Raw genomic sequence first — 14,095 nt, 5'->3', positions numbered from 1 at the left:
CACTCGTCGCATGGCTCTCATTGACGACCTGGTCTCCGCGCTCGACGCCGAATCGGACTCCCTCGACGAGCTCGTCGCGCCGCTGACCGCGGAGCAGTGGACCACGCCCACCCCCGCGGAGGGGTGGACCATCGCCCACCAGATCGGCCACCTGCTGTGGACCGACCGCGCCTCGCTGACGGCGATCACCGATCCCGATGGTTTCACCGCCGGGCTGGCCGACGCGATGGCCGACCCGGCGGGCTTCGTCGACAAGGGCGCCGCCGCCGAAGCCGAGCGCGATCCGGCCGACCTCCTCGCCGACTGGCGGGCCACCCGCGGTCGCCTGGCCGGTGCCTTCACCGCCGTCCCGGAAGGCACCAAGCTGCCCTGGTACGGCCCGCCGATGTCGGCGCCGTCGATGGCCACCGCCCGCCTGATGGAGACCTGGGCGCACGGCCTGGACGTGGCGGACGCGCTCGGCGTGGAACGCGCGAGCACCGACCGCATCCGCAACGTCGTGCACCTCGGCGTCCGCACCCGGAACTACGCGTTCATGGTCAACGGCCGGCCCGCGCCGGAATCCGAGTTCCGCTGGGAGATCACCGCGCCGTCGGGCGAGCTGTGGGTCTGGGGCCCGGTGGACGCCACCGACATCGTGCGCGGCCCGGCCGTCGACTTCTGCGAACTGATCACCCAGCGTCGGCACCTCGACGACCTCGCCCTCGAAGTGATCGGCGACGACGCCCGCCGCTGGGCCGACATCGCGCAGGTCTTCGCCGGTCCGCCCGGCGACGGCCGGCCCGCGCAGGGCTGAGCCCGGCCCGCACCACCAGACGCACCCCACCCGTCAGCAGACACACAGCAGTTAGGGACGCACATGACCGACGTCATTCGCATCGGCAATGCCTCGGGTTTCTACGGCGACCGCTTCAGCGCGGTGCAGGAGATGCTCGAGGGCGGTGAACTGGACTACCTCACCGGCGACTACCTGGCCGAGCTGACCATGCTCATCCTCGGCCGGGACCGGATGAAGGATCCGAGCACCGGCTACGCCAAGACCTTCCTGCGCCAGATGCGCGACAACCTCGCGCTGGCCCGGGACCGGGACGTCAAGATCGTCACCAACGCGGGCGGCCTCAATCCGCACGGGCTGGCCGTGGCACTCCACGAACTCGCCGCCGAACTGAACATCGACGCCCAGATCGCCTTCGTCTCCGGTGACGACCTGGTGAAGCAGGCCGCCGAACTGAACCTCGGCAGCCCGCTCACCGCCAACGCCTACCTCGGCGGCTTCGGCATCAAGACCGCGCTGACTCGCGGCGCGGACATCGTGGTGACCGGCCGCGTCACCGACGCCTCACTCGCCGTGGGGCCCGCGGCGGCCGCCTTCGACTGGGGCTACGACGACCTCGACGCCCTCGCCGGCGCCGTGGTGGCCGGCCACATCATCGAGTGCGGCGCGCAGGCCACCGGCGGCAACTACTCCTTCTTCACCGAGATCGAGATGGGGCACCTCGGTTTCCCGATCGCCGAGCTCTACCCCGACGGCTCGTCGGTGATCACCAAGCACGACGGCACCGGCGGCGCCGTGAACATCGGCACCGTCACCAGCCAGCTGCTCTACGAGGTCCGCGGCCCGCGCTACTACAACCCGGACGCCACCGCGCGCCTGGACTCGGTGCAGCTCACCCAGCAGGGCCCGAACCGCGTGCACATCTCCGCGGCCACCGGCGAGGCCCCGCCCACGGATCTCAAGGTCTCGCTGAACAACCTCGCGGGCCTGCGCAACGAGATCTCCGTGGTGCTGACCGGCCTGGACATCGAGGCCAAGGCCGAGCTGTTCCAGACGCAGTTCGAGGCCGAGCTGCCCGCCCGTCCGGCCGAACTCGAGTGGACGCTGGTGCGCCACGACCGGCCCGACGCCGACACCGAGGAACAGGCCAGCGCCATCCTGCACTGCGTCGCCCGCGACACGGACCCGAAGAAAGTGGGCCGCGCCTTCGCCGACACCGCGGTGCAGCTGGCCCTGGCCAGCTTCCCCGGCTTCACCATGACCGCCCCGCCCGGCCACGGCTCGCCCTACGGCGTCTTCGAGCCCGGTTACGTCGACGCCGCACTGGTGCGCCATCGCGTCACCCAGCCCGACGGGGTGTCGGTGGAGATCGAACCGTCGCCGGTGCGCGCGGCATTGGTGGTCGACGAGGACGCTCCGGCGCCGGCCGCGACCACCGACTGGGGGCCCACGGTGATGGCACCGCTCGGCACGATCATCGGGTCCCGCAGCGGCGACAAGGGCGGCAGCGCCAATGTCGGCGTGTGGGCGCGCGGCGACGACGAGTACGCCTGGCTCGACTCCCTGCTGAGCACCGACAAGCTCAAGGAACTGCTGCCCGAGGCCGCCGATCTGGTGGTGCATCGCTACCGGCTGCCCAACCTGCGCGCGATCAACTTCGTGATCGAGGAGATCCTCGGCCGCGGCGTGGCCGAGAACGTCCGCTTCGATCCGCAGGCCAAGGGCCTGGGGGAGTGGCTGCGCTCGCGGCACGTGCCGATCCCGCAGCGCTTCCTGGACCACTGAATCCCACGCAGCTCACGCCCCTGCGCTGACCCCCCGCAGCTGACCCTGCGAGAAGGAGACTCATGCCCATCCGCAACGCCGACTGGGAGACACCGGAACGGCTCGCCCTGCGCGAGTCGATCGCCGGCTTCGCCACCCGCCACATCCTCCCGTACCAGGATCGGTGGGAGGCCGACGGTGAGATCCCGCGCGAACTGCACGTGCAGGCCGCCGAACTCGGACTGATCGGCCTGGCCTACCCCGAGTCGGTGGGCGGTGCCGGCGGCGACGTGATCGACGCGTCCATCCTGTGCGAGGAACTGCACCAGCAGGGGGTGTCCGGCGGCGTCTTCGCCTCGCTGTTCACCAGCGGCATCGCGTTGCCCCACCTGATCGCCGCCGGTAACCCGGCGCAGATCGAGAAGTGGGTGCGCCCCACCATCGACGGCACCAAGATCGGCTCGCTGGCGATCACCGAGCCCAGCGGCGGCAGCGACGTGGGCCACCTGCGCACCAGCGCGGTGCGCGACGGCGACCACTACGTGGTCAACGGCGCCAAGACCTTCATCACCTCCGGTGTCCGCGCCGACTTCGTGGTGACCGCGGTGCGCACCGGCGGCCCCGGCGCGGCCGGTGTCTCGCTGCTGGTGATCGAGAAGGGCACGCCCGGCTTCACCGTGGACCGCAAGCTCGACAAGATGGGCTGGCGTGCCTCGGACACCGCGGAGCTGTCCTTCGTCGACGTCCGCGTGCCGGTGGAAAACCTTGTCGGCGTGGAGAACTCCGGGTTCGCGCAGATCGCGCAGGCCTTCGTCACCGAGCGCGCGGCGCTCGCCGTGCAGGCCTACGCGCAGGCGCAGCGGTGCCTGGACCTGACCCTCGACTGGGTGCGCAACCGGGAGACCTTCGGCCGCCCGCTGATCTCCCGGCAGAGCGTGCAGGACTCGGTCACCGAGATGGCGCGCAAGATCGACATCGCCCGCGTCTACACGCGCGGCGTCGTCGACCAGTACGCCGCCGGCGAGCAGGACCTCATCGCCGAGGTCTGCTTCGCCAAGAACACCGCCGTCGAGACCGGCGAATGGGTGGCCAACAAGGCCGTCCAGCTGTTCGGCGGCATGGGCTACATGACCGAATCCGAAGTGGAGCGGCAGTACCGCGACATGCGCATCATCGGCATCGGCGGCGGCACCAACGAAATTCTCCTCGGCCTGGCAGCTAAGCGATTGGGGTACCAGCAGTGACCGTCTTCACCAGCAAGATCGACACGGCGTCGGAGGAGTTCGTCGCCAACGTCGAGGCGATGAACACCAAACTCGCCGAACTCGACCTGGAGTTCCGCAAGGTGCTCGACGGCGGCGGCGAACGCGCCGTCGCCCGACATCGCAAGCGCGACAAGCTTCTTCCGCGTGAACGCATCGAGATGCTGATCGATGAGGACTCGCCGTTCCTGGAGCTGTGCCCGCTCGCGGCCTACGGCTCCCAGTTCGCGGTGGGCGCCTCCGTGGTGGCCGGCATCGGTGTGGTGGAGGGCGTCGAGTGCCTCATCGTGGCCAACGACCCGACCATCAAGGGCGGCACCTCCAACCCGTGGACGCTGCGGAAGATCCTGCGCTGCAACGACATCGCGATGGAGAACCGCCTGCCGGTGATCTCCCTGGTGGAGTCCGGTGGCGCCGACCTGCCCACCCAGAAGGAAGTCTTCGTTCCGGGTGGCCGGATGTTCCGCGACCTGACGCGCCTCTCGGCGGCCGGGATCCCGACCATCGCGTTGGTTTTCGGCAACTCCACCGCCGGCGGCGCGTACGTGCCGGGCATGAGCGACCACGTGGTGATGATCAAGGAACGCTCCAAGGTGTTCCTCGGCGGCCCGCCGCTGGTCAAGATGGCCACCGGTGAGGAGAGCGACGACGAGGAGCTCGGCGGCGCCGAGATGCACGCCCGCACTTCGGGTCTGGGCGATTACCTCGCCGCCGACGAGCAGGACGCGCTGCGCCTCGGCCGCCGCATCGTCGCCCGCCTCAACTGGCGCAAGAAGGGCCCCGCGCCCGCCGCGCAGGTCCGCCCGCCGCGGTACAGCGAGGAGGAACTGCTCGGCATCGTGCCGCCCGATCTGAAGGTGCCCTTCGATCCGCGCGAGGTGATCGCGCGCATCGTCGACGACAGCGACTTCGACGAGTTCAAGCCGGAATACGGTCCGTCCCTGTGCACCGGGTGGGCCACCATCCACGGCTACCCGGTCGGCATCCTGGCCAACGCGCAAGGCGTGCTGTTCAGCGCTGAGGCGCAGAAGGCCACCCAGTTCATCCAGCTGGCCAACCAGACCGACACGCCACTTCTGTTCCTGCACAACACCACCGGCTACATGGTCGGCAAGGAGTACGAGCAGGGCGGCATCATCAAGCACGGCGCGATGATGATCAACGCGGTGTCCAACTCCACCGTCCCGCACCTGTCGGTGCTCGTCGGCGCCAGCTACGGCGCCGGGCACTACGGCATGTGCGGCCGCGCCTACGATCCGCGCTTCCTGTTCGCCTGGCCCAGCGCCAAATCGGCCGTGATGGGCGGCGCCCAGCTGGCCGGCGTCATCTCCATCGTCTCCCGCGCCTCCACCGAGGCCCGCGGTGGCGTCGTCGACGAGGAAGCCGACGCCGGTCTGCGCGCCATGATCGAGGCGCAGATCGAAGCCGAATCGGTCCCGATGTTCCTGTCGGGCATGTTGTACGACGACGGGGTCATCGACCCCCGGGACACCCGCACCGTGCTCGGCCTCAGCCTGTCGGCGATCGCCGGTGCCCCGATCGAAGGCGCCGCGAACTTCGGCGTCTTCCGGATGTGAGGAACACATGACCGACCACATCACTTCCGTCCTCGTCGCCAACCGCGGCGAGATCGCCTGCCGCGTCTTCGCGACCTGCCGCGAGATGGGCATCGGCACCGTCGCCGTGTACTCGGACCCGGACGCCGATGCGCCGCACGTGCGCGCCGCCGACGCCGCCGTGCACCTGCCCGGCGCCACCTCCGCCGAGACCTACCTGCGCGGCGACCTGGTGATCGCTGCGGCCCAGCGGGCCGGGGCCGACGCCATCCACCCGGGCTACGGATTCCTGTCCGAGAACGCCGAATTCGCGCAGGCGGTGATCGACGCCGGGCTCACCTGGATCGGTCCGCCGCCCGCGGCCATCGTCGCGATGGGCTCCAAGGTCAACGCCAAGGAGGCCATGAAGGCGGCCGGCGTGCCGGTGCTGTCCGACCTCGACCCGAGCGCCGTCACCGCGGCCGACCTGCCGCTGCTCATCAAGGCCTCGGCCGGCGGCGGCGGACGCGGCATGCGCATCGTGCGGACGCTCGAGGAGCTCGACGACGCCGTCGCCGCGGCCCGCCGCGAAGCCGAGTCGGCCTTCGGCGACCCCACCGTCTTCTGCGAGCCGTACATCGAGCGTGGTCACCACATCGAAGTCCAGGTGATGGCCGACGAGCACGGCGGCGTGTGGGCGGTCGGTGAGCGCGAATGCTCCATCCAGCGCCGTCACCAGAAGGTGATCGAGGAGGCCCCGGCCCCGCTCGTCGAGCGCATCGGCGCCGACATGCGGTCGGCGCTGTACGACGCGGCGCGCACCGCGGCGTCGTCGATCGGCTACACCGGCGCAGGCACCGTCGAGTTCCTGGCCTCCGGCGACGGCCGGTTCTTCTTCCTGGAGACCAACACCCGCCTGCAGGTGGAGCACCCGGTCACCGAACTGACCACCGGCGTGGACCTGGTGGCCTGGCAGCTGCGCGTGGCGCAGGGCGAGCGGCTCGACGGCCCCGAACCCACCGCCGCCGGTCATTCGATCGAGGTCCGGCTCTACGCCGAAGACCCGGCGCAGGACTGGCAGCCGCAGTCGGGCACGGTGCACCGCATCGACATTCCGGCCGACGTGCACTTCGGGCTGCTGCATCGCCCGGGCGTGCGCGTGGACTCCGGCGTGGCAGACGGCAGTGAGATCTCCACCTACTACGACCCGATGCTCGCCAAGGTGATCTCGTGGGCGCCGACCCGCCCGCGGGCCGCCGCCATGCTGGCGCGCGCGCTCGCCGACGCGCAGATCCACGGCCTGGTGACCAACCGGGACCTGCTGGTGAACATCCTCCGCGAGCAGCAGTTCGGGTCCGGGGACACCGACACCGCCTACCTGGACACCGTTGGCCTGCAAGGGCTTTCGGCGCCGCTGGCCGACGAGCGCAGCGTGCAGGTGGCGGCCGCGGCCGCCGCGCTGGCGCAGTCGGCCGCCAACCGGCGGTCGGCCACCGTACTCGGCGGGCTGCCGTCGGGCTGGCGCAACATGGCGTCGGGCAACCAGCGCAAGACCTATCTGTCGACGCACGCCGGCGAGAGGACCGAAACCACGGTGCAGTACCGGATCGACCGCGGCGCCGTGGAACTCCCCGACCTCGAGGGCGTGCAGGCGGTGTCGTGGACGCCGACCGAGTCCGTCCTGCTGGTCGACGGCGTGGCCCGGCGCTACCGCGTGTCCGTGGTCGGCGAGCAGGTCTTCGTCGACTGGCCGGGCGCCGGTGTCGCGTTCACTCGTGCACCTCGCTTCGTCGATCCGTCGACGGTGGCCCGCCCCGGGTCGCTGCTGGCGCCGATGCCCGGCGCGGTGATCCGCGTCGCGGTGGCCGAGGGCGACCGGGTCACCGCCGGTCAGCCGCTGCTGTGGTTGGAGGCGATGAAGATGGAGCACACCATCAGTGCGCCGAGCGACGGCGTGGTGGCGGTGCTCGCCGTGACCGAGGGTAAACAGCTGTCCGTCGGCGACGTCCTCGCCGTGATCGCTGCCGAAACCGAAGAATCCACTCCCGAACAGAATGAGGCGTAAATGAACTTCGTCGAACCCGCCGAGCACGCAGAACTGCGCGCGGCAGTGGCCGCACTCGGCGCCAAATACGGACCGAAGTACTTCCAGGACTGCGCCCGCCAGGGCCGCAAGACCGATGAGCTGTGGAAGGAAGCCGGCGAACTCGGTTTCATCGGCGTGAACCTGCCCGAGGAGTACGGTGGCGGCGGGGCCGGCATGGCCGAGCTCGCGATCGTCATGGAGGAGCTCGCCGCCTCCGGCACCGGCCTGCTGATGCTGGTGGTCTCCCCGGCGATCTGCGGCAACATCATCGCCCGGTTCGGCACCGACGAGCAGAAGCAGCGGTGGCTGCCCGGCCTGGCCGACGGCACCATCACGATGGCCTTCGGCATCACCGAGCCGGACGCGGGCTCCAATTCGCACATGATCACCACCACGGCCCGCCGCGACGGCGACGAGTGGCTGCTGTCCGGTCAGAAGGTCTACATCTCCGGCGTGGACCAGGCCCAGGCCGTGCTCATCGTGGCCCGCACCGAGGACGCCAAGACCGGCAAGCTCAAGCCGGCCCTGTTCATCGTGCCCACCGACGCGCCCGGCTTCGAGGCCAAGGTCATCGAGATGGAGCTGGTGAACCCGGAGAAGCAGTTCGCCCTGTTCCTCGACGACGTCCGCGTGCCCGGCGATGCCCTCGTCGGCTCCGAGGACGCCGGACTGTCGCAGCTGTTCGCCGGTCTGAACCCGGAACGCATCATGGCGTCGGCCTCGGCGGTCGGCATGGCCCGCTACGCGCTCGACAAGGCCGTCGCATACGTCAACGACCGCACCGTGTGGAAGGCGCCGATCGCGACGCACCAGGCGATCTCGCATCCGCTGGCGAAGATCAAGATCGACACCGAGATGGCCAAGCTGATGATGCAGAAGGCCGCCTCGCTGTACGACTCCGGCGACGACTGGGGCGCCGCGGAGGCCGCGAACATGGCGAAGCTGGCCGCGGCCGACGCCGCGGTGGCCGCCGTGGATCAGGCCGTGCACTCGATGGGCGGCAACGGCCTCACCGTCGAATACGGCGTGGCGCCGATGATCGCGCTCTCGCGCATCGCCAAGATCGCTCCGGTGAGCCGCGAGATGATCCTCAACTTCGTCGCGCAGGCCAGCCTGGGTCTGCCGAAGTCGTACTGAGAGAAGCGGATTCGTCCATGTCCGAGACACCCGAACTGTTGGTCCGCACCGCCACCGAGGCGGCGGTCACCACCATCACGCTCGACTCACCGCACAACCGCAACGCCCTCAGCTCCACGCTGGTTCGGCAGTTGCGGGAGGCGATCGAAGCGGCAGGCGCCGACCCCGCCGTCCGCGCGGTGGTGGTGACCCACACCGGTGGAACCTTCTGCGCCGGTGCGGATCTGGGTGAGGCGGTGGGCCGCGGGCTCACGCCGGAGGAGGCCACCGCCGAGGTCGGCAGCTCCATGTCGTCGCTCATGCGGTCGTTCCTGGACCTGCCCAAGCCGGTGATCGCGATGATCGACGGCCACGTCCGCGCCGGCGGTTTCGGTCTGGTCGGGGCGGCGGACATCGCCGTCGCCGGCCCGCGGTCGACGTTCGCGCTGACCGAGTCGCGGCTGGGCCTGGCCCCGTCGATGATCTCGGTGGTGCTGCTGGCCAAGATGACCGCGCGCTCGGCGGGACGGTATTTCCTCACCGGCGAGAAGTTCGACGCGGCGACCGCGGTGGCGAGCGGATTCCTCACCGCCGCAGCCGATTCGGTGGAGGACCTGCAGGCGCAGGTGGCGGCGATCTGCGAGAGCGTGCGCAAGGCATCCCCGCAGGGCCTGGCGGCGTCGAAGAAGCTGACCACCGCCGACCTGCTCGACGGCTTCGACGAAGCCGTCGCGGCGCGGGCGGCCGAGTCGATGGCGTTGTTCGGCTCCGACGAGGCCCGCGAAGGCATGACCGCGTTCCTGTCCAAGCGGCGCCCGGCCTGGGACGCGAGCGCATCGTGACCGTCGCGCCGCGGGAACCCCGCCAGGAACGCTCGCGTCAGACGCGCGAGCGGTTGCTGGCGGCGACCGTCGACATGCTGGCCGTCAAGGGGTGGTCGGCCACGACGGTCACCGCGGTCGCCGAGGCGGCCGGGGTCTCCCGCGGTGCGGCCCAACACCATTTCCCCGCGCGCGAGGATCTGATCACCGCGGTGCTCGAGTCGATGTTCGAGGTGATGACCGCCGAGGCGGCGCAGACCCTGGAGCACCTGCCCGACGGCCCGGAACGGATCGACGCCGTGGTCGACCGCGCCGTCTCCATCTACACCGGCCGCCAGTTCAAGGCGGCGCTGCAGGTGTGGGCGGCGGCCGCCTCCGACGAGACCCTGCGCGAGCTGATCCTGCCGCTCGAAGCCAAGCTGGCGCGGGCCGCGCACAAGCTCACCGTGGCCGGACTCGACCCGACCGGCGAGCACGGGTCCACCGCGCACCGGCTGGCGCAGATCACCCTGGACCTGGCCCGCGGTTTCGGCCTCGCCGACACCCTCTCCGACGACTCGCAGCGCCGCGCCCAGGTCACCGCGGCGTGGGTCCAGCAAGTGAAGGCGGCGCTGGATGTCTGATACTCCCGCTGGACTCCTGGGTATCCGGGAGGACCTGCTCGCGGTACTGGCGCGTCGTGCCCTCACCGAGGATGCCGCCCGCCCGGACGCCGTCGCCAAGCTGCACCGACGCGGCGGCCGCACGGCGCGCGAGCACATCGCCGCCGTCGTCGACCCCGGCTCCTTCGTCGAGTACGGCCGGTTCGTGACCGGCGCCCAGGAGGATCGACGGTCGATCGACGAACTGCTCGACCGCACCGCCGCGGACGGCATCGTCGGCGGGATCGCGACCATCGACGGCCGCGGCTGCGCGGTGCTGTCCTACGACTACCTCGTGATGGCCGGCACCCAGGGCATGCGCGGGCACGTCAAGACCGACCGCCTGCTCGACGTGATCGCCCGCCTGCGGCTGCCGACCCTGTTCTTCGCGGCCGGCGGCGGCGGACGCCCCGGCGACACCGACATCCCGCTGGCCTCCGCCCTGGACACCCCGACCTTCGCCGCCTGGGCGCGGCTGTCCGGCACGGTCCCGCGGATCGCGGTGGTCGACGACAACTGCTTCGCCGGGAACGCCGTGATCGCCGGGTGCGCCGACCTGATCGTCGCCTCCGAGCGCAGTTCCCTCGGCATGGGCGGACCCGCGATGATCGCCGGCGGCGGCCTCGGTGAGGTGGCCTCCGCCGACGTGGGCCCGCTCGAGGTGATGGCCGCGGTCGGCGTCGTCGACGTCGCCGTCGACCATTCCGAGGTCGAAGCCGCCGCCCGCGAGCTGCTCGAGTACTTCCTCGGCCCGACGCCCGCGTGGTCGGCGCCGGACCAGACGCCGCTGCGTGACGCGGTGCCGGAGACCGAGAACGTCGCGTACGACCCGATCGGCATCGTCGAGACGCTGTGCGACGTCGACTCGGTGACCGTCCTGCGCCCCGACTTCGCCCCCGAACTGTTCACCGCGCTCGGCCGCATCGAAGGTCGGACCGTCGGCCTGCTCGGGAACGACACCCAGCACGTGGCCGGTGCGATCACCGCCGACGCGGGCGACAAGGCCGCCCGGTTCCTGCAACTGTGCGAGGCCAACCGCTTCCCGGTGGTCTCGCTGGTCGACACCCCGGGCATGATGGTCGGCCCCGACGCCGAGGCCACCGCGATCGTGCGGCACAGCTCGCGCCTGCTGATCGCCGGGGCGGCGCTGACGGTGCCGCTGATCGGCGTGGTGCTGCGCCGCGGCTACGGGCTCGGCGCACAGGCCATGCTCGGCGGCAGCACCCGCGAGCCGCTGATGACGCTGGCCTGGCCCGGGGCCCACCTGGGGCCGATGGGACTCGAGGGCGCGGTCCGTCTGTCCATGCGCGCGGAGCTGGCGGCCATCGCCGACGACGCCGAGCGCGAGCGCACCGTCGTCGAACTCACCGCGCACCTGCGCGAGCACGCCTCGGCGCTGAACGTGGCCCGCTACGGGGAGATCGACGACGTGATCGATCCGGCGCAGACGCGCGAGGTGATCGTCCGCCTGCTCGACGCCGCCGCCACGGAACCGCGGACGATGACCGGACGCCCCGTCGACGCCTGGTGATCGGGCTCGGGTCGATCAGTCGGCCGGGCCGAGCGGTGCCGTGCCGCCCGCTTCGGTCTGCCCGGAATCACTGAGCGGGGCAGGCTCCTTCAACTCCACGAACAGCACGCGGGTGGGGGAGTCGCCGATGTTCTCGCCGGCGTGCTCCTGCGCGGGCAGCCAGCCGACGAACCCGGCGGGCATGTCCACGTCGCGGGAGGTGTCGCCACTGATCAGTCGTCGTCGGAAACTGCTCAGGGTGTACATGACGCTGTCCGGGTGCCGATGGACCGTCGTGCGATGGCCGGGTCGATCGGTGTACTCCAGCACTCGAACCCGGTCGTTCTCGAAGACGACCTTGTAGACATCCCCATTGCTGACCGCCGGATCACTGGTCATTCTTCGACGATACGCCCGCCTTGACCTGCGAACAATGCCCCCGTCAGGCCGAATTTCGGCGGGGAGACCGGCGGGGATACCGTGGGGGCCATGCGAGTGGTGACCTGGAATGTGAACTCGGTGAAGCCGCGGATTCCGCGCCTGCTGCCCTGGCTGGACGAGCGTGCACCGGACGTGGTGTGCCTGCAGGAGACCAAGGCCACCGACGAGGCCTTCGCCGCTGAACTCGGCGACGAACTGGCCGCCCGCGGCTACGAGTTCGCCCACTTCGGGCAGGGCCAGTGGAACGGCGTCGCCCTCCTCAGCAAGGTGGGGCTCGACGACGTTCGCATCGCGTTCCCGGACGCCCCCGGCTTCCCCGATCCGGCATCCGCGCCCGAAGGGCGGGCGATCTCCGCGGTGTGCGGCGGCGTGCGCATCTGGTCGGTCTACGTGCCCAACGGGCGCGAGGTGAACTCCGACCACTACCGCTACAAGCTGAACTGGCTGAGCGCGCTGCGGGCCGCGGTGGCCGACGACGCCGCGCAGACCATGGTGTGCGGCGACTTCAACATCATCCCGGCCGACCAGGACGTGTTCGACCCGGCGGCGCTCGTCGGGCACACCCACGTCACCGAGGCCGAGCGCGCCGAACTGGCCGGCCTGTTGGATCTGGGCATGGTCGACGTGCAGCGCGCCCACTGGCCGGACGCACGCATCTACTCGTACTGGGACTACCGGGCCGGGATGTTCCACCAGGACCTCGGCATGCGGATCGACCTGATCGTCGTCGGCGAACCGATCGCCGAGCGGGTCCAGGCCGCGTGGGTCGACCGCAAGGCCCGTAAGGGCACCAAGCCGAGCGACCACGCGCCGGTCGTCGTCGACCTCGACGACGCGCCCGACGGCGACGCCGGCCCCATGGTCCCGCCGCCGTCCCGCCCGGCCACGGTGAAGCCCGGCGCGGTGAAACTGCCGCACACGATCGCCGACTGAACCGAAGGGGCGCGCCCACCGACCCCGGGGGCGGGTCGATGGGCGCGTCGGTGCCGAACCGGGGGGAGTTCGGCGGGCTGGGTCAGGAGGCGTGGTCGATGACGCCGCGGATGTTCTTGCCGTCGCGCAGATCCTGGTAGCCCTCGTTGACCTGGTCGAGCGTGTACCGCGTGGTGACGAGCTCGTCGAGCTTGAGTTCACCGGCGTCGTACAGGCGCAGCAGTTTGACGATGTCGTACTGCGGGTTCATCGACCCGAACAGCGTGCCCATGATCGTCTTCTGGTTCAGCGTGAGGTCGGTGCCGGAGACCTGCACGGTCAGCTCGGCCGGGTTCGCCAGGCCGGTGATCACCACGCGCCCGCCCTTGCCGATGACGGCGGTGGCGTTGCTGACCACGTCCTTGTCGACGGTGCCGACCAGAATGAGCGCCGCATCGGCGCCCTGGCCCCAGGTGAGCTCGTTGACCTTCTCCGCGGCCTCCTCGGCGGTGGCGAAGGCGTGGGTGGCGCCCATCTTCAGTGCGGCGTTCCGCTTGAGCTCCACCGGATCGACGACGACGACGTACTTGCAGCCGGCCGACACCGCGCCCTGGACGGCATTGATGCCCAGACCGCCGATGCCGTAGATCACCGCGGTGTCGCCGGGACGGAGGTTGCCCGCGTTGACGGCGGTGCCCCACCCGGACGGGACGCCGCAGCCGACCAGGACCGCGGTCTCCAGCGGCAGCCAGTCGTCGACCTTGACCACCGAATGCTGAGAGATGGTGGCCCGTTCGGCGAAGGTGCCGAGCATGCACATCGCGCCGAAATCCTCGCCGTCCGGGCCGTGGAAGCGGAAGGTGCCGTCGGGCATGGAACCTTCGAGGATCGTCGCGCCCATGTCGCACAGGTTCTGGCGGCCGGTGGAGCAGTAGCGGCAGGTGCCGCAGTTCGGGATGAAGCTGCAGACCACGTGGTCGCCGGGCTTCACCTTGGTGACGCCCGGACCCACTTCTTCGATGATGCCCGAGCCCTCGTGCCCACCGACGATCGGATAGCGCGGCGGCAGATCACCGTCGGTGAGGTGCAGGTCCGAATGGCACAGGCCGGCGGCGGTGTACTTGATGAGCACCTCGCCGGGGCCGGGCGGATCCAGCTCGAGCTCCATGATCTGGAACGGTTCGCCCGGGCCCAGCAGGACGGCGGCTTTGGTCTTCACGGTGATCTCCTTG

Annotated in this window: 12 protein-coding genes; 10 read left to right on the top strand and 2 right to left on the bottom strand. The window is 70.6% G+C overall.

Annotation, left to right across the window (positions count from 1 at the left end; all coding sequences use genetic code 11):
• Window positions 1-10 precede the first annotated feature (10 nt).
• The 9 genes from MUG78_RS03050 to MUG78_RS03010 all read left to right on the top strand — a co-directional run bounded on the left by MUG78_RS03050 (window position 11) and on the right by MUG78_RS03010 (window position 11,531).
• A complete protein-coding gene (locus MUG78_RS03050; protein WP_246992089.1) occupies window positions 11-796 on the top strand; it encodes a TIGR03084 family metal-binding protein in 786 nt (261 codons plus the stop codon).
• A gap of 63 nt (window positions 797-859) precedes the next feature.
• Window positions 860-2,560: an acyclic terpene utilization AtuA family protein gene (locus tag MUG78_RS03045; protein WP_246992087.1), complete on the top strand. Its 1,701-nt coding sequence runs from the start codon at window positions 860-862 to the stop codon at window positions 2,558-2,560.
• Window positions 2,561-2,622: 62 nt separating this feature from the next.
• A complete protein-coding gene (locus MUG78_RS03040) occupies window positions 2,623-3,783 on the top strand; it encodes an acyl-CoA dehydrogenase family protein (RefSeq protein ID WP_246992085.1) in 1,161 nt (386 codons plus the stop codon).
• A complete protein-coding gene (locus tag MUG78_RS03035) occupies window positions 3,780-5,378 on the top strand; it encodes an acyl-CoA carboxylase subunit beta (RefSeq protein WP_246992082.1) in 1,599 nt (532 codons plus the stop codon). The genes MUG78_RS03040 and MUG78_RS03035 overlap by 4 nt, the downstream gene beginning before the upstream one ends.
• A gap of 7 nt (window positions 5,379-5,385) precedes the next feature.
• Window positions 5,386-7,401 carry an ATP-binding protein gene (locus MUG78_RS03030; protein WP_246992080.1) on the top strand — a complete coding sequence of 672 codons (2,016 nt, stop codon included), beginning with the start codon at window positions 5,386-5,388 and terminating at the stop codon, window positions 7,399-7,401.
• A complete protein-coding gene (locus tag MUG78_RS03025; protein WP_246992078.1) occupies window positions 7,402-8,559 on the top strand; it encodes an acyl-CoA dehydrogenase family protein in 1,158 nt (385 codons plus the stop codon).
• A 17-nt stretch (window positions 8,560-8,576) separates the two neighbouring features.
• Window positions 8,577-9,380 carry an enoyl-CoA hydratase family protein gene (locus tag MUG78_RS03020; RefSeq protein ID WP_246992076.1) on the top strand — a complete coding sequence of 268 codons (804 nt, stop codon included), beginning with the start codon at window positions 8,577-8,579 and terminating at the stop codon, window positions 9,378-9,380.
• Window positions 9,377-9,982, top strand: a complete 606-nt coding sequence (locus tag MUG78_RS03015; RefSeq protein ID WP_246992074.1) for a TetR/AcrR family transcriptional regulator — start codon at window positions 9,377-9,379, stop codon at window positions 9,980-9,982. Before MUG78_RS03020 ends, MUG78_RS03015 begins: the two co-directional genes overlap by 4 nt.
• Window positions 9,975-11,531 carry an acyl-CoA carboxylase subunit beta gene (locus MUG78_RS03010; RefSeq protein ID WP_246992071.1) on the top strand — a complete coding sequence of 519 codons (1,557 nt, stop codon included), beginning with the start codon at window positions 9,975-9,977 and terminating at the stop codon, window positions 11,529-11,531. The genes MUG78_RS03015 and MUG78_RS03010 overlap by 8 nt, the downstream gene beginning before the upstream one ends.
• A gap of 15 nt (window positions 11,532-11,546) precedes the next feature.
• Here MUG78_RS03010 and MUG78_RS03005 read toward each other — a convergent pair whose 3' ends face one another.
• Window positions 11,547-11,909 (bottom strand): cupin domain-containing protein, encoded by a 363-nt coding sequence (locus MUG78_RS03005; RefSeq protein WP_246992069.1) that lies wholly within the window; start codon window positions 11,907-11,909, stop codon window positions 11,547-11,549.
• A gap of 90 nt (window positions 11,910-11,999) precedes the next feature.
• On the opposite strand from MUG78_RS03005, the gene MUG78_RS03000 reads away from it, so the two are divergent.
• A complete protein-coding gene (locus MUG78_RS03000; RefSeq protein ID WP_246992067.1) occupies window positions 12,000-12,884 on the top strand; it encodes an exodeoxyribonuclease III in 885 nt (294 codons plus the stop codon).
• An 82-nt stretch (window positions 12,885-12,966) separates the two neighbouring features.
• Here MUG78_RS03000 and MUG78_RS02995 read toward each other — a convergent pair whose 3' ends face one another.
• Window positions 12,967-14,082: an NDMA-dependent alcohol dehydrogenase gene (locus MUG78_RS02995; protein ID WP_246992065.1), complete on the bottom strand. Its 1,116-nt coding sequence runs from the start codon at window positions 14,080-14,082 to the stop codon at window positions 12,967-12,969.
• Window positions 14,083-14,095: the final 13 nt, after the last annotated feature.

The sequence above is a fragment of the Gordonia alkaliphila genome (genome assembly GCF_023017165.1).
Taxonomy (GTDB): domain Bacteria; phylum Actinomycetota; class Actinomycetes; order Mycobacteriales; family Mycobacteriaceae; genus Gordonia; species Gordonia alkaliphila.
The sequence above is the reverse complement of the archived record's forward strand: the minus strand, read 5'-3'. Positions and strand labels throughout refer to the sequence as shown.